Raw genomic sequence first — 15,478 nt, forward strand, 5'->3', positions numbered from 1 at the left:
ACTTGAAGTGAAACTTTTTGTCCTGTACAGGACGTTCCCATGCGCGACTCCAGTCTGCTAACCAACACGCTTATCCATTAAACTGCACTAATTTTAACAGATTTGGCAACAATAATTTTACGCTTCGTCGAGGAAACAGACAATGACGCAGCGCAGGCCGTCAACCGCAAAGAGATTTATTATGGCGATCAACGGATTGCATTGTTCCCCCCGCGGAAAAAATATTTTTTAATGGGGACAAAATTACGCCGCCATTGCGGCGGCGTGAATCAAATCAGGCTTCCAGCAGCGGCTGACCCAGATAGTGGCTGGCGTCAGGAACGCCCGGTAAAACAAAGAAGTAGCCGCCGCCAATCGGGCGGACATACTCCTCCAGCGCTTCGCCGTTGAGCCGTTTCTGTACGGTGATAAAGCCCTTTTCCAGATCGTGCTGATAACACACAAACAGCAGCCCCATATCCAGCTGCCCCGATGCGGTTACCCCCGCCGAATAGCTGTAGCCACGGCGCAGCATCAGGCTGCTCTCTGTCTCGCGTGTGCGCGGATTGGCGAGGCGAATGTGCGCATCAAGGGCGATCACCTCGCCGTTGGGATCGCTGCTGTAGTCCGGCTCATCGTGCTCGTGCCGCATACCAAGCGGCGCGCCGCTCAGCTTGTCACGCCCAAAAATGGTTTGCTGCTCCTTGAGAGGCGTGCGGTCCCACATCTCAACGCGAAAACGAATAATCCGTGCCGCCTGATAGCAGCCATTGCGCGCCCACGCTGGTTCCTGCTGATCCGCCGTAACCCATAGCAGTTTGTCCATCAGCGCCTTGTTCTGGGTATCAGGATTAGCCGTGCCGTCCTTAAAGCCCAGCAGATTGATCGGCGTCTCTTTACCCCGGCTGCGCGCGGCGTGATCGGCGATAAAGCCCTCGCGTCGCCAGCGTACGCCAAGCAGATCGGGCGTGTGTTTGACGATGTCGCGCAGCGCGTGAATGACCGTATCCTGCGTATTGGCGCAGATTTGCAGCAGCAGATCGCCGTGACACTGCGCCGCATCCAGCGAATCGTTGGGAAAACGCGTCATGTTCTGTAGCCGCTTCGGCTTCAGCGCCTGAAGGCCAAAACGGTCATCAAACAGCGCTGCGCCCACCGACACGGTAATGGTGAGATTATCCGGCGCGATATCCGCGCCCAGAATACCCGAATCCATCGGCGGCAGCTGCGGGTTGGCAACAGACGGCGCGGGTCCGCCTGTTGTCAGAAAGGCGATGCGCGCGGTAAGCAGTTGAAACAGACGCACCAGCCCGGCTTTATCGCTGGCCAGCACATCAAACGCCACCAGCATCATCGATGCCTGCTGCGGTGTGATAATGCCGGCCTGATGCTGACCGTAAAAAGGTTGCACCTGCTGACGCGCATCGGGCGCCACCGTTCCGGGCGCGAAACTGTCAGCCGAGGCATGAAACGGACAACCGCCGCTCAGGGCGGCCGCGCCGCCCAGCATACCTAATCCCTTTAACAGGCGTCGCCGCGCAGGCTGCGCCTCGTCCCGTGGGTTACTCATATCAATCCAGTCCTAACGTGCCGCGCAGCATTGAGAGATCTTCCGCCAGCGCGGTAATCGGGCCTTTAAGCGCATTACGATCCGCGCTGGTCAGCTTTTCGTAGGAAGCGAATCCCTCCCCGATGCGATATTTAGCAAGAATGGCGTCCACTTTTTTAAAGTTGGCATCGATCTTCGTCAGCAGCTGCGGGTTTGCCTGCTGAAGCTGAGGGCGCAGCAGCTCTACAATCTTCTGCGCGCCGTCGATGTTCGCCTGGAAGTCCCACAGATCGGTACGGCTGTAGCGATCCTCTTCGCCGGAAATTTTGCTGGAAGCCACCTCTTCAATCAGGCCTGCTGCGCCGCCCACCACTTTTACCGGCGGGAAGGCCAGTTCGCTGATACGCGTTTGCAGCTCCTGCACATCGCGGTTGAGCTGGGTTGCGTAGCCTTCCATGCCTTTGGTGTTGTTGTCGCCGAACAGGGCTTTCTCAAGGCGATGGAAACCGGTGAATTTGGGATCTTCCGCCTTCTGCTCGTAATCATCCTCACGCGCATCAATGCTGCCGTCGAGGTCGGAGAAGAGTTCAGCGATAGGTTCAATGCGCTCGTAGTGCTGGCGCGTCGGCGCGTAGAGCGCCTTGGCTTTTTCAATGTCGCCCGCTTTCACCGCATGGGTAAAGGCCTCCGTTCCCGCCACCAGCTGCGCGACTTCCTGCATAACGTAAGCTTTATAGTCCGTAATCGGGCCAGCGAGCGTCATAATGCCGGGCTTATCGCTTTTAGCGGCTGATGCACCGTCGCCTGCAACCGTGAGTTTGCCCTTTGGATTGCTCAGCAGGCCGCAGGTCATCTCATACTCGCCCGCCTCAAGATTCGCGGTCAGCTTCTGGCTGAAGCCCGGCGCGATATTCTCGCGCTCTTCCACCACCAGCACGCCCTTGAGAATTTCCCACTCCAGCGCTTTCTGACTGCTGTTTTTAATCAGGAACTGCGTTTTGCCCGGTTTAACCGTCAGCTGCATCGGCTCACACTGTTTGTCCGTAACGTTAATGCTGACCTGCGGAATATCGGCAGCCGCAGCGGTTGCCGACAGCGTCAGCAGAGAAGCCAGCAGCGTGGTGCGGCGAAAGCGAATCGTCATAATGGTGTCCCTGTTACATAGAGAGTTGGCGCGTCGGGCGCGCAGGCATAACAAACAGCAGCAGTGCCGGGATAAGATAGAGGCAATAGACCGTGACTTCGCTGACGCTTGGCGTCTCCTGATAGCCCAGTACGCCCTCCAGCAGCGTGCCAAACAGCGAATGGGTAGAGAGCACATTGCTCAGGTCAAAGGCAATCTGCTGAAAATGATTCCAGAGTCCGGCTTCATGGAAAGCGCGGATCGCGCCCGCCGCCAGTCCGGCGGCGACAAAAAGAATAAACAGGCTGGTCCAGCGGAAAAAGTGCGCCATATTGAGCCGCACGCCCCCCCAGTAAAGCAGCATGCCCAGCGCCACGGCGGTCGCCAGTCCCAGCACGGCGCCGACGGGCGGCGCATAGCCGACATCCTGCGTAAAGGCGGCCAGCAAAAAGAACACCGACTCCAGCCCTTCACGCGCCACGGCAAGGAAGACCATCACCACCAGCGCCAGTCCGCCGCGACCGGAACGACTGAGCGCCTGATCGACGGCCTGCTCCAGCTGCACGCGAATATTGCGCGCCACTTTGCGCATCCAGAACACCATGGAGGTCAGAATCGCCACGGCGATCACCGCCACAATGCCTTCAAACAGCTCTTGCTGCTTCTGCGGAAACTCGCCGGTGGTCTGGTTGATAAAAACGCCGAGGGCAAGGCAGAGCGCGGCGGCGATAAAAACCCCCGCCCACAGCGCAGGAAACCACTGCGTTCGTCCGGTGCGCTTCAGGTAACTGGCGATAAGACTGACGATGAGCGCTGCTTCAAGACCTTCGCGCAGCATAATAAGAAAGGGAACAAACATCGCCGACCTCTTGAATGTTAAGCAGCGTCAATCACGGGTAAAGTTAAGTAAAATACGAACGATACCGATTATCATTATCGCCAGTTAAAAAACAAGTAATCTGTGGAAATTATTTCACGTCAATTTCGGCATAAAAAAAGCCCGCTTTCGAGGATAAAAGCGGGCCTGATAGCTTAACGCGTTTATTTTGTTAAATATTCCGCTTCAGCGGCGTCAAAGCGCTGCTGCGCTGCGGCAGACGGCTCACGGCCAAGCAGACTGAACACGATAATCGCGATGCTGGCGAAAGCGAAGCCAGGGATGATTTCATAGAGATCCAGCCAGCCATACTGCTTCCAGATAAGCACGGTGGCCGCGCCGATAATCATGCCCGCCAGCGCGCCGTTGCGCGTCATACGCTTCCAGCAGACACCAAACAGCACCACTGGTCCGAAAGCGGCGCCAAAACCGGCCCAGGCGTAGCTCACCAGTCCCAGCACGCGGTTATCCGGATTCGAGGCCAGCGCAATAGAAACCAGCGCCACCAGCAGCACCATAGCGCGACCAAACCAGACCAGCTCAGTCTGGCTGGCGTTTTTGCGCAGGAAGCCCTTATAGAGATCCTCAGTGAGTGCGCTGGAGCAGACCAGTAGCTGACAGCTCAGCGTTGACATCACTGCCGCCAGGATAGCCGACAGCAGAATCCCGGCGATCCAGGGGTTAAACAGAATACGCGCCAGCTCGATAAACACGCGCTCGCCGTTACCGCTGACCCCAGCCGCCTGTTCCGGGTGATTCTGGAAGTAGGCGATGCCAAAGAAGCCGACTGCGACCGCGCCCGCCAGACACAACACCATCCACGCCATGCCGATACGGCGCGCGGTACGGATTGAGCGGTGAGAATCGGCGGCCATAAAGCGCGCCAGAATATGCGGCTGACCAAAATAGCCCAGCCCCCAGCCAAGCAGCGAAATCACCGCGACGAAGTTCAGCCCCTTCAGCATATTGAGGTTCTCAAGACTTTTCGCTTCGATGACCGCCAGCGAGTCATTCAGCCCGCCGACCGCGACAATCACGATCACCGGCGTCAGGATCAGGGCAAAAATCATCAGGCTGGCCTGCACGGTATCGGTCCAGCTCACCGCCAGGAAACCGCCTACCAGCGTATAGAGAATGGTGGCCGCCGCCCCGGCCCACAGCGCCGTTTCGTAGCTCATGCCAAAGGTGCTTTCGAACAGTCGCGCGCCCGCCACTACGCCCGACGCGCAGTAGATGGTGAAGAAGATCAGGATAACCAGCGCGGAGATCACGCGCAGAATTTTACTTTTGTCTTCGAAGCGGCTGGTAAAGAAGTCCGGCAGGGTTAAGGCATTATCATGATGCTCGGTCTGTACGCGCAGACGTCCCGCCACAATCTTCCAGTTCAGCCAGGCGCCAATGGTCAGGCCAATGGCGATCCAGCTTTCAGAAATACCAGAGAGGAAAATCGCGCCGGGCAGGCCCATCAGCAGCCAGCCGCTCATATCTGACGCGCCCGCTGAAAGCGCGGTGACTACACTGCCGAGACTACGTCCACCCAGAATATAATCATCGAAATTCTTCGTAGAACGGTAAGCCACAAACCCTATTAGCACCATCCCAAGGATATAAATTACAAACGTCACCAGCATTGGTGTGCTTACACTCATTCGTCTCTCCACTTTATAATTGATTTCCCAAGAGAAACCGTACCCTGCTGCCTTACCGGAACGGGGTAAAGCAACAGTTTTTTTTCATATTCAGGCGCTCGACATTTCCTGAGGCGCGGTATCCTGCCGGAAAGGTGCGGCGCGCACAATGGATTTAACACAAGCATCACAGCGATTTCACCTGTTAATGGCTAAATTTTGTCAACAGGTTGCACTCGCTCACAGTTCACAAGTTGCACCTCCGCAAACCCTCCTGAATGCAGCAAGTTAGCGCTATGACATTCTGGCGAGATTCTTGCAGCAAGTTCCATGCCGTCTTTTTTATCGTTAACAAATTAATCATTAAAAAGGCTGCAACACGGGTCACACTTAACACGGTTGCACAAAGTTGCAACATCAGTAATAGTGCTGCCCACGCAGTAAGATACCGACACAGGAGCAGAGACGTCATGGGCACGACTACCATGGGGGTGAAGCTGGATGAAGCCACCCGCGAACGCATTAAACTGGCGGCGCAACGCATTGACCGCACCCCGCACTGGCTGATTAAGCAGGCTATTTTCAACTATCTTGGCCAGCTGGAAAGCGGCGATGCGCTGCCGGAGATCCCGCTGGCGGCGGGCGCGCTGGCGGAGTCTGACGAGCTGACGCCGGAAGAGCCCCATCAGCCCTTTCTCGACTTTGCCGAGCATATTCTGCCGCAGTCGGTAACGCGCGCGGCGATTACAGCCGCCTGGCGTCGTCCGGAGACGGACGCCGTGCCGATGCTGCTGGAGCAGGCGCGACTGCCTGCTCCGCTGGCGGAGAAAACGCACCAGCTCGCCTGGCAGCTGGCCGACAAGCTGCGGCACCAGAAAGGGGCAACCGGACGCGCCGGAATGGTGCAAAGCCTGCTCCAGGAGTTCTCGCTCTCTTCGCAGGAAGGCGTTGCGCTGATGTGTCTGGCCGAAGCGCTGCTGCGTATTCCTGATAAGCCGACACGCGACGCGCTTATCCGCGACAAAATCAGCAACGGCAACTGGCAGTCGCATCTGGGCCGCAGCCCTTCCCTGTTTGTTAACGCCGCGACCTGGGGACTGCTGTTTACCGGGCGTCTGGTCTCGACCCACAACGAAGCCAACCTGTCGCGTTCGCTGAACCGCATTATCGGCAAGAGCGGCGAGCCGCTGATCCGTAAAGGCGTCGATATGGCTATGCGTCTGATGGGCGAGCAGTTCGTCACCGGCGAAACTATCGCCGAGGCGCTGGCGAACGCGCGCAAGCTGGAAGAGAAAGGCTTTCGCTACTCCTACGATATGCTGGGCGAAGCGGCGTTGACCGCCAGCGACGCCAGAGCCTATCTGGTCTCCTATCAGCAGGCGATCCACGCCATCGGCAAGGCCTCGAACGGCCGCGGCATTTATGAAGGACCAGGCATCTCCATTAAGCTCTCTGCGCTGCATCCGCGCTACAGCCGCGCCCAGTACGATCGCGTGATGGAAGAGCTTTACCCGATTCTGAAATCCCTGACGCTGCTGGCGCGTTCATACGACATCGGCATTAATATCGACGCCGAAGAGGCCGACCGGCTGGAGCTGTCGCTCGACCTGCTGGAAAAACTCTGCTTCGAGCCAGAACTGGAAGGCTGGAACGGCATCGGCTTCGTTATTCAGGCCTATATGAAGCGCTGCCCCTTTGTGATTGATTCCTTGATCGACCTGGCCCAGCGCAGCCGCCGTCGCCTGATGATCCGCCTGGTGAAAGGCGCCTACTGGGACAGCGAAATCAAGCGCGCCCAGGTTGAGGGACTGGAAGGCTATCCGGTCTATACCCGTAAGGTTTACACCGACATCTCCTATCTCGCCTGCGCGCGCAAGCTGCTGGCGGTGCCAAACCTGATCTATCCGCAGTTCGCAACGCACAACGCCCATACGCTGGCGGCGATCTATCAGCTGGCAGGCAATAACTACTATCCGGGACAGTACGAGTTCCAGTGCCTGCACGGCATGGGCGAACCGCTGTATGAACAGGTGGTAGGCAAAGTGGCTGACGGCAAGCTAAACCGTCCGTGCCGTATCTATGCGCCGGTCGGCACCCATGAAACCCTGCTGGCCTATCTGGTGCGTCGCCTGCTGGAAAACGGCGCCAACACCTCTTTTGTTAACCGCATCGCCGATACCTCGCTGCCGATTGATGAGCTGGTGGCGGACCCGGTGACAGCCGTAGAGAAACTGGGCGCGAGCGAAGGCGCTATCGGTCTGCCGCATCCCAAAATTCCGCTGCCGCGCGATCTCTATGGCGCGGGACGCAGCAACTCCGCCGGTATCGATATGGCCAACGAGCATCGCCTGGCGTCGCTCTCCAGCGCCCTGCTCAGCAGCGCAGCGCAGCCGTGGCTGGCGCAGCCGATCATTGAGGGCGAACTGGGCGAAGGCGAAACCCGCCCGGTGCTCAACCCGGCCGCCCCAGGCGACGTTGTCGGTCAGGTGCGCGAAGCCAGCGAAGCGGAAGTGTCGCTGGCGCTGGATGCCGCCGTCAGCGCCGGTCCGATCTGGTTTGCCACGCCGCCGGACGAGCGCGCGGCTATCCTCGATCGCGCCGCGCAGCATATGGAAGACGGTATGCAGCAGCTGATCGGGATTCTGGTGCGCGAAGCGGGCAAAACCTACAACAACGCCATCGCCGAAGTGCGTGAAGCGGTGGATTTCCTGCGCTACTACGCGGGCATGGTGCGCGATGACTTCGATAACGAAACCCATCGTCCGCTCGGTCCGGTGGTGTGCATCAGCCCGTGGAACTTTCCGCTGGCGATCTTCACAGGTCAGATTGCCGCCGCGCTGGCGGCAGGCAACAGCGTACTGGCTAAACCGGCGGAACAGACTCCGCTGATCGCCGCGCAGGCGGTACAAATTCTGCTGGATGCCGGCGTGCCGTCGGGCGTGCTGCAACTGCTGCCTGGCAATGGCGAAACCGTTGGCGCGCAGCTTACCCGCGATCCGCGCGTGCGCGGCGTCATGTTTACCGGCTCTACCGCCGTCGCCACGCTGTTGCAGCGTAACCTGGCCGGCCGCCTCGATCCCCAGGGCCGTCCGACGCCGCTGATCGCGGAAACCGGCGGCCTGAATGCAATGATCGTCGACTCGTCGGCGCTGACCGAGCAGGTTGTGGTCGATATTCTCGCCTCCGCCTTCGACAGCGCTGGCCAGCGCTGCTCGGCGCTGCGCCTGCTCTGTATTCAGGAAGACGTAGCGGACCATACGCTGAAGATGCTGCGCGGCGCGATGGCCGAATGCCGCATGGGCAACCCGGAGCGTCTCTCTACCGATATTGGCCCGGTGATTGACGCCGAGGCGAAAGCCAATATCGAGCGCCATATTCAGGCGATGCGTAATAAAGGCAATACCGTGTATCAGGCGGTGCAGGAAAATCCGCAGGACAGCGCAGAGTGGCAGAGCGGCACCTTTATCAAGCCGACGCTGATCGAGCTAAATCAGGTCAGCGATCTCGATAAAGAGATTTTCGGTCCGGTGCTGCACGTGGTGCGCTTCGCGCGTCATGCCCTGCCGCAGCTGATTGAGCAGATCAACGCAGGCGGCTATGGCCTGACGCTGGGCGTGCACACCCGTATCGACGAGACCATTGCGCAGGTAACGGCGAACGCTAAAGTCGGCAACCTCTACGTTAACCGCAATATGGTGGGCGCGGTGGTCGGCGTGCAGCCGTTCGGCGGCGAAGGTCTTTCTGGCACGGGTCCGAAAGCGGGCGGCCCGCTCTATCTCTACCGCCTGCTGGCCAGCCGTCCGGAAGAGGCGTTGACCACCACCTTCAACCGTCAGGATGCTGACTGTCCGGTTGACGGCACGCTGCGCGAGGCGCTGCTGGAGCCGCATAAGGCGCTTACCGCCTGGGCGCAGCAGGATAAGCCGGAACTGGCGGCGCTCTGCCAGCGCTATGCCGGCCTGGCGCAGGCAGGCACCGTACGTCTGCTGACCGGTCCGACCGGTGAGCGTAACACCTTCTCGCTGCTGCCGCGTGAGCGCGTGCTCTGTCTGGCCGATAACGAGCAGGATGCGCTGGTGCAGCTGGCGGCGGTGACCAGCGTCGGCAGCCAGGCGCTGTGGCCGGATGACGAGCTGCATCGCAAGCTGCGCAACACCCTGCCGCATGCGGTACAGGGGCGCGTCGCGCTGGCGAAAGATGTGTTCGCCGCTCCTTTCGACGCGGTGATCTACCATGGCGACGCCGACCAGCTGCGCGCGCTGTGCGAGCAGATTGCGGCGCGCGACGGCGCGATTGTCTCGGTACAGGGCTTTGCGCGTGGCGAAACCCATCTGCTGCTGGAGAGATTGCTGATTGAACGTTCGCTGAGCGTCAATACCGCCGCGGCTGGCGGCAACGCCAGTCTGATGACGATCGGTTAATCCGGTTAATCGCGCTCGCAGGATAAAAAAAGGCCCATCGCAGATGGGCCTTTTTCATTATGGTTGCTGTATGGGAATCTTTGCCCGTTTAAGCCTGATTGCTGTTCAGGATGAGCTGGCCGTTACGGTCCAGCGGGATGCGGGTGCCAGGGTCGTTTTCCATGCGGATTTTGCCCTGCTGGTTGCCTATTTTATAGGTCACATCATAACCCAGCATCTTTTCTTGTTTATCGTAAACTGTTTTACAACGCTGTTCTGAGGTGGTGTAGGTATCGCGCTCCTGCAGGCCGCCTTGCACCTGGTTGCCGGCATAGCCGCCCGCCAGCGCGCCAGCGACCGTCGCCACATCGCGCCCGCGGCCGCCGCCAAACTGATGGCCCAGCACGCCGCCCGCTACGGCGCCCAGCACCGAACCGGTAATGCGATTTTCATCCTGCACCGGACGGCGGTGCGTCAGGGTAACGTTGCGACACTCCTGCCGCGGCTGTTTGATGCTCTCTTTAATCGGGGTGGCCGAAAGCACCTGCGCATATTGCGGACCACGGTCAAATACATCCATGCTGGCAACAGCCGCAACGCCCAGCGCTGCTGCTACACCGATACCGATACCCGCTAACATTGATTTATTCACAGGATTATCCTCCTGAAGTTGTTACCGTGCATGCGTGCCGCGACGATGTCCTCTGTCGCTGAAGCACAGACGGCGTGCACGACCCGCCGTACTCAGTGAGGAAAGTTTTACAGATGGCCCGAAATTGCAACATCAGATTAATGGAGGAAAACGCAGCGCAGGCGCGGCAGGGCCAGCTTTTCGGAGAGTTCTTAACCAGGCCAGCAAGCAGGATTTAATTAATTTGTGTTATGGGTCAGTAGGTTATCAAGCGGCAAAAACCTGAAAAGGCGGCTTGCGCCGCCTGAATACATTAGTGCAGCTTGAGACGTGGACGAATGACCCGGTTCAGGCTGCCAACCAGCATCATCAGGCCGGTCTTGAAATAGCCGTGGAGCGCAATCTGGTGCATACGATACAAGGAGATGTAGACAAAACGCGCAATGCGTCCTTCAACCATCATGGAACCGCGCATCAGGTTGCCCATCAGGCTACCGACCGTGCTGAAGCGCGACAGTGACACCAGCGAGCCGTGATCTTTATAGACATAGGCTTTCAGCGGTTTTCCGCTGCGCTGCGCCAGGATGTTCTCCATCGCGCGCGACGCCATCTGGTGCGCCGACTGGGCGCGCGGCGGCACAAAGCCGCCGGACGGCAGCGCGCAGGAGGCGCAGTCGCCGATGGCGTAGATGTCGTCATCGAGCGTGGTTTGCAGCGTCTCTTTAACCACCAGCTGGTTAATGCGGTTGGTTTCCAGTCCACCGATATTTTTCAGGAAGTCCGGAGCCTTAATACCCGCCGCCCAGACCATAAGATCGGCTTCGATAAACTCCCCGCCTTTGGTATGCAGACCGTTTTTATCGGCGCTGGTAACCATGGTTTGCGTCAGCACGCGCACGCCCAGCTTGGTCAGCTCGCTGTGCGCGGCGGCGGAGATGCGCGGCGGCAGCGCAGGCAGAATGCGCTCTCCCGCCTCCACCAGCGTCACGTTCAGCGCTTCGCTGCTCAGTCCTTTATAGCCATAGCTGTGCAGCTGTTTCACCGCGTTGTGCAGCTCTGCCGACAGCTCAACGCCGGTCGCGCCGCCCCCCACGATCGCGATATTGACCTTCTCAAGCTGGCCTTCGCTGGCGGAGAATTTCAGGAACAGATTCAGCATCTCATTATGAAAACGCCGCGCCTGATGCGGATTGTCGAGGAAAATGCAGTGATCTTTAACGCCCGGCGTGCCGAAGTCGTTCGAGGTGCTGCCCAGCGCCATTACCAGGGTGTCGTAGGCCAGCTCGCGCTGCGGCACCAGCACTTCGCCGTTGTCGTCACGCATCTCCGCCAGCTCAATGGTTTTGTTCTCGCGGTTGATGTTGGTCAGCGCGCCTAACTGAAACTGAAAGCCGTGATTGCGCGCGTGCGCCAGATAGCTCAGCGCGTCAATGCCTTCGTCCATTGAACCGGTCGCTACTTCATGCAGCAGCGGTTTCCACAGGTGACTGTGGTTGCGATCGACCAGAATAATCTCGGCCTTTTTCTTGCGGCCCAGCTTATGACCCAGCTGCGTGGCCATTTCCAGCCCGCCCGCGCCGCCGCCGACAATAACGATTTTTTTCATAGATATAGTCAACAAGACCCCCTCAAAATGTGAACCAATAGTTAATCAATGGTTAAATTAAACCTTAATAAACATAGGGTTGGCGAAGTTAAAATCGCTGCTGAGGGCAGAATAGCATGGGCAGGGAAGATGGTCATACCAAAATTGATCCACATCAATTACGCTGCGGATAACTCAGAATATTACGCAAAATCACCGGACGCCTGCTCGGCGTCCGTTAGCTTAACCTAATGTTTTGAAAGCATTAATGCTCTGGAGGTGGTGTGAGATATTTTTGAACTTATGCGTTTCGACGTCGTCCCAGACGATCTCATAGTAGGGATGCAGGGTAGCCGCGCTGCGCTGGCTGTTAAGCGCCTCGTCATGACGCGACAGAAACACCAGGCAGCGCTCACGGTTTTTCTCGCGAAAGTCGCTGACGCATTTCGTGGCGATGTCGAGATACTCTTCCGGCCGGTCGATTTTTCCCTCCATATTTTCGTAGGGAAACAGGTTAGGGTTAAAGATCGCCTGACGAATGCCACAGAGGAAACCGATGCGCTCCGCCCAGTATCCGCCCAGCCCGACGCCGCAGATCAGCGACTGTCCGCTGCCTGACTGCGTCAGCATTTTATCGGTCTCTTTCAGCAGAAACTGCATGTCATGTTTGGGATGGCGGGTGCTGTAACTGATCAGTCTAACGTCAGGATCGATAAACTGCAGTTGCAGCACCTTTTCATGGTTGCCCGGACTGTTGGAATCGAAACCGTGCAGATAAATAATCATGACTCTCCTCGCGTGGTGCGCGCCAGGAGAAAAGCCTATTTTCCTGACGCTTTGTGTTCCAGCCAGCGCGCCTGCAACTGACCCAGCTGCTGCGCATTCTGTTTCCAGCGCGCGCTCTGTTGCAGACTCTGACGGGTAAGGGTTCCCCGATGGTACAGGCGCGGCACGCGTTCAGCGCCGATCGCGATCAAATTATCCAGCACGCTGATTGCGCCTTCGCGATGATTACAGACCAAAATCATGTCGCACCCGGCTGACAGCGACTGCTGCGCGCGCTCCGCGTAGCTGCCCATGATCGCCGCGCCCTCCATCGACAGATCGTCAGAGAAAATCACGCCGTCAAAGCCAAGCTCGCCGCGCAACACGGTTTTCAGCCAGTAAGGCGAACCGCTGGCGGGCAATGGATCTATCTCAGTATAGATAACGTGCGCGGGCATGACGGCGTCCAGCGCGCCTTCTTCAAACAGCGCCTGGAAGATAGCCATATCATGCTGACGCAGGACGCGCAGATCGCGCGGGTCGCGCGGCGTCTCCTTATGGGAGTCTGCGCTGACCGCACCGTGGCCGGGAAAGTGCTTGCCGGTGGTTTTCATCCCCGCTTCATGCATTCCGGCGATAAAGCGGCGCGCCATCGCCAGCGCGATCTGCGGATCGGTGTGGAAAGCGCGATCGCCGATCGCCGCGCTGATGTGGCCCAGATCCAGTACGGGCGCGAAGCTGATATCGATGTCCATGGCGATCATCTCCGCCGCCATCTGCCAGCCCGCCTGCTGCGCCAGCTCGCCGCCCGTTTCAGCGTCATGCAGCGCGGCAAAGGACTGCATCGCCGGTAAGGTGGTAAAACCCTCGCGGAAACGCTGTACGCGTCCGCCCTCCTGATCGACGGCGACCACCAGGCGCGTGTGCGACGCGCGGCGAATCTGGCTCACCAGCTCCGCCAGCTGCGCCGGATCGTGGTAGTTGCGTGCAAACAAAATCACCCCGCCTACCGTGGGATGTTTTAAGATCTCGCGCTCTTCAGCGTCCAGTTCAAACCCTTCGACGTCCAGCATCAGCGGGCCGGGAAGTTGAGTCGTCATATTCAGTTCCTGACGCAGCGTCCAGCGCCGCGCAAATTAAAGGTGTTGCCAGCTCTGCCGCGCCAGCTGACGCAGCTGGGCGTCGGCGCTCTGCTCGGCACGTAGCTGATACCAGCTTGCCATCAAAAGACGTAGCCAGGGCTGCCAGCGGGCGACCTGACGCGCCAGCCGCGCCGGGCATAACCGGGCTGCCTGCGCATAGCTTTCCAGCCAGCCCTCCGCCTGTTCGGGCGCGGCGGCGCACAGCGCGGCCAGCTCCAGCGCGACGTCGCCATCGGCGGCGTACTCCCAGTCGATCAGGTGCAGCCCCTGTTGACTGGCTATCAGATTGCCGCTGTGTACATCCATATGCAGCGGCGCCAGCCGCAGCGGCCGGGGTTCGCCTGTGCGCTGTAGCTGACGCAGCGCGCGCTGCCAGCGAAGGTCACGCTGCTGGCATAGCTGCCAGTAGCGCTCCAGCAGCGGCAGCAGGTGCAGAGCATAGCCGGTCAGCGGCTGACGATGCAGGCGCAGCAGCAGAGCCACGACTTCTTCGCTGCGCTGCTGAAACGCCTGCGATGACAGCGGTTCGCCCTCCTGCCACGGCAGTATCAGCAGCTGCGCGTCGCCTGTTAACGGACGCGGCGCTACGCCTCTGGCGGAGAGTTTGCGCAGCAGGCGCGCTTCGCGCTGACGATCGATAAAGGGGATCGGCTGCGGCGGCGCGCGCCTGACAATAAAGGCCTCCTGCCCGTGTAGCAGTTTACTGCTCTGTCCGGTCAGCCCTGGCAGCGGCAGCAAACTGCTGGCTGTCACTCCCGGCAGTCTCTTTTCAATTCGCTTTAGCAGCGAAGGATCAATTCTGGGCAATCCCTTTACCTGACCAGACGATCTCGCCGGTCTGCACCAGCATCAGCTGCATCTGCAAGGTCGGGGTTTTCACATCGCCCTGCGCCGTGCTGTAAAGCACATACTGCGCATTAAGGGTGCGGGCCAGACCAATCGCCTTACTGCGCGAGTTCAGGCTGTCATCCGGCGAAAGCCCCAGCGTCTGCTTGGCCTGCGCCAGCTGATCGTTGGTGACCAGCGTGAACTTGCCGTTGTTGGCTAATGCATTTTGAATGGCGTCAGTGGCCTTCTCGCTCTGCAACGCGCCGTTGGTGCTGTTTTTAATACGGTCCACCATCAGCACGCTGCCCGGCGTAGCGCCGTTGGATGAGTTCAGCATTTGCGCCACCAGCGGCTGTACGCTGGCATCCCAGTTAATGGTTTTCAGCTTCGGCGGCTGCGGCACCGGCTGCGTCGGTTCAGGAACAGGCTGCGGCTGCGGCACCGGCTGCGGCTGCGTCGGTTCAGTGGGTTGCGTGGGTTCAACGGGCGCGGGCTGCTGCTGTTTGATTACACAGCCGGAAAGAATAAGCGCCATCAGTAGCGTTGCGGAACGAGGGAGTCGGCGAATCACGTAACAGTCCTCAGAGATAAAGGTAGAGACGAACCTTGCTGGCCGTCAGGTTGCCCATTTGGGAAGCGGCGACAATGCTGCCGTGCGCCGGAACAGTGACGGTTTGCGCCGGTTCGCGCGGCGCAATTTCCAGTCCTTTGTCATCGTACCAGTAGTAACGATAGTGGATCACCACTGGCGTTTCGCGCTGGTTGTAGAGCACGCTGCGCGCGCGCTGCTGTCCATCTTCTTCATCGACCACCGGTTCATCGGTAATGATACCGGCAGAAAGCACCGATGATTCCATCACCAGCGACTGCGACGTATCGATCATCGGTTTCTCGCTGCTGCACGCCGTCAGCGTCAGCAGGAGCGGCAGAGACATTAGCCATTGGCGCATAACTTGCTTCCGCCCGAAAAA

The 15,478-nt window shown here is 59.0% G+C and carries 12 protein-coding genes; 1 reads left to right on the forward strand and 11 read right to left on the reverse strand.

From position 1 onward, the window contains the following. Window positions 1-274 precede the first annotated feature (274 nt). From efeB to putP, 4 genes are all read right to left on the reverse strand, one after another. Complete coding sequence (efeB, locus tag BBB56_RS16065; RefSeq protein ID WP_123801946.1) at window positions 275-1,549, reverse strand: iron uptake transporter deferrochelatase/peroxidase subunit; 1,275 nt, start codon at window positions 1,547-1,549, stop codon at window positions 275-277. Between the two features lies 1 nt (window position 1,550). Further along, the gene (efeO, locus tag BBB56_RS16070; RefSeq protein WP_123801947.1) at window positions 1,551-2,672 is read right to left on the reverse strand and encodes an iron uptake system protein EfeO; all 1,122 of its coding nucleotides are present in this window, start codon (window positions 2,670-2,672) and stop codon (window positions 1,551-1,553) included. Window positions 2,673-2,685: 13 nt separating this feature from the next. Next, window positions 2,686-3,510 carry an iron uptake transporter permease EfeU gene (gene efeU / locus BBB56_RS16075; RefSeq protein WP_123801948.1) on the reverse strand — a complete coding sequence of 275 codons (825 nt, stop codon included), beginning with the start codon at window positions 3,508-3,510 and terminating at the stop codon, window positions 2,686-2,688. A 182-nt stretch (window positions 3,511-3,692) separates the two neighbouring features. After that, window positions 3,693-5,177 (reverse strand): sodium/proline symporter PutP, encoded by a 1,485-nt coding sequence (gene putP / locus BBB56_RS16080; protein ID WP_123801949.1) that lies wholly within the window; start codon window positions 5,175-5,177, stop codon window positions 3,693-3,695. A gap of 449 nt (window positions 5,178-5,626) precedes the next feature. Between putP and putA the strand changes: the two genes are divergently transcribed. Continuing rightward, complete coding sequence (gene putA / locus BBB56_RS16085) at window positions 5,627-9,577, forward strand: trifunctional transcriptional regulator/proline dehydrogenase/L-glutamate gamma-semialdehyde dehydrogenase (protein WP_123801950.1); 3,951 nt, start codon at window positions 5,627-5,629, stop codon at window positions 9,575-9,577. 88 nt (window positions 9,578-9,665) lie between these two features. On the opposite strand, the gene BBB56_RS16090 is transcribed toward putA, so the two are convergent. The 7 genes from BBB56_RS16090 to BBB56_RS16120 all read right to left on the reverse strand — a co-directional run bounded on the left by BBB56_RS16090 (window position 9,666) and on the right by BBB56_RS16120 (window position 15,457). Then, window positions 9,666-10,208 (reverse strand): glycine zipper 2TM domain-containing protein, encoded by a 543-nt coding sequence (locus BBB56_RS16090; protein ID WP_123801951.1) that lies wholly within the window; start codon window positions 10,206-10,208, stop codon window positions 9,666-9,668. A 292-nt stretch (window positions 10,209-10,500) separates the two neighbouring features. Then, on the reverse strand, window positions 10,501-11,805 hold the full coding sequence (locus tag BBB56_RS16095) for an NAD(P)/FAD-dependent oxidoreductase (RefSeq protein ID WP_123801952.1): 1,305 nt from the start codon (window positions 11,803-11,805) through the stop codon (window positions 10,501-10,503). 210 nt (window positions 11,806-12,015) lie between these two features. Continuing rightward, a complete protein-coding gene (ycfP, locus tag BBB56_RS16100) occupies window positions 12,016-12,558 on the reverse strand; it encodes an alpha/beta hydrolase YcfP (protein ID WP_123801953.1) in 543 nt (180 codons plus the stop codon). A gap of 35 nt (window positions 12,559-12,593) precedes the next feature. Then, window positions 12,594-13,637 carry a beta-N-acetylhexosaminidase gene (nagZ, locus tag BBB56_RS16105; RefSeq protein ID WP_123801954.1) on the reverse strand — a complete coding sequence of 348 codons (1,044 nt, stop codon included), beginning with the start codon at window positions 13,635-13,637 and terminating at the stop codon, window positions 12,594-12,596. A gap of 36 nt (window positions 13,638-13,673) precedes the next feature. After that, window positions 13,674-14,432: a thiamine kinase gene (thiK, locus tag BBB56_RS16110; protein WP_233593046.1), complete on the reverse strand. Its 759-nt coding sequence runs from the start codon at window positions 14,430-14,432 to the stop codon at window positions 13,674-13,676. Between the two features lie 40 nt (window positions 14,433-14,472). Continuing rightward, window positions 14,473-15,042: a penicillin-binding protein activator LpoB gene (gene lpoB, locus BBB56_RS16115; RefSeq protein WP_370661865.1), complete on the reverse strand. Its 570-nt coding sequence runs from the start codon at window positions 15,040-15,042 to the stop codon at window positions 14,473-14,475. A gap of 46 nt (window positions 15,043-15,088) precedes the next feature. Next, window positions 15,089-15,457 (reverse strand): YcfL family putative periplasmic lipoprotein, encoded by a 369-nt coding sequence (locus BBB56_RS16120; RefSeq protein ID WP_123801957.1) that lies wholly within the window; start codon window positions 15,455-15,457, stop codon window positions 15,089-15,091. Between the last annotated feature and the right edge of the window lie 21 nt (window positions 15,458-15,478).

This window comes from Candidatus Pantoea deserta (genome assembly GCF_003813865.1).
Lineage (GTDB): Bacteria > Pseudomonadota > Gammaproteobacteria > Enterobacterales > Enterobacteriaceae > Pantoea > Pantoea deserta.

What these genes read in the sequence shown, in the direction of transcription:
- efeB (WP_123801946.1), bottom strand. Translation starts at nt 1,549, where the DNA reads ATGAGTAACCCACGGGACGAGGCGCAGCCTGCGCGGCGACGCCTGTTA.
- efeO (WP_123801947.1), bottom strand. Translation starts at nt 2,672, where the DNA reads ATGACGATTCGCTTTCGCCGCACCACGCTGCTGGCTTCTCTGCTGACG.
- efeU (WP_123801948.1), bottom strand. Translation starts at nt 3,510, where the DNA reads ATGTTTGTTCCCTTTCTTATTATGCTGCGCGAAGGTCTTGAAGCAGCG.
- putP (WP_123801949.1), bottom strand. Translation starts at nt 5,177, where the DNA reads ATGAGTGTAAGCACACCAATGCTGGTGACGTTTGTAATTTATATCCTT.
- putA (WP_123801950.1), top strand. Translation starts at nt 5,627, where the DNA reads ATGGGCACGACTACCATGGGGGTGAAGCTGGATGAAGCCACCCGCGAA.
- ycfP (WP_123801953.1), bottom strand. Translation starts at nt 12,558, where the DNA reads ATGATTATTTATCTGCACGGTTTCGATTCCAACAGTCCGGGCAACCAT.
- nagZ (WP_123801954.1), bottom strand. Translation starts at nt 13,637, where the DNA reads ATGACGACTCAACTTCCCGGCCCGCTGATGCTGGACGTCGAAGGGTTT.
- lpoB (WP_370661865.1), bottom strand. Translation starts at nt 15,042, where the DNA reads ATGGCGCTTATTCTTTCCGGCTGTGTAATCAAACAGCAGCAGCCCGCG.
- BBB56_RS16120 (WP_123801957.1), bottom strand. Translation starts at nt 15,457, where the DNA reads ATGCGCCAATGGCTAATGTCTCTGCCGCTCCTGCTGACGCTGACGGCG.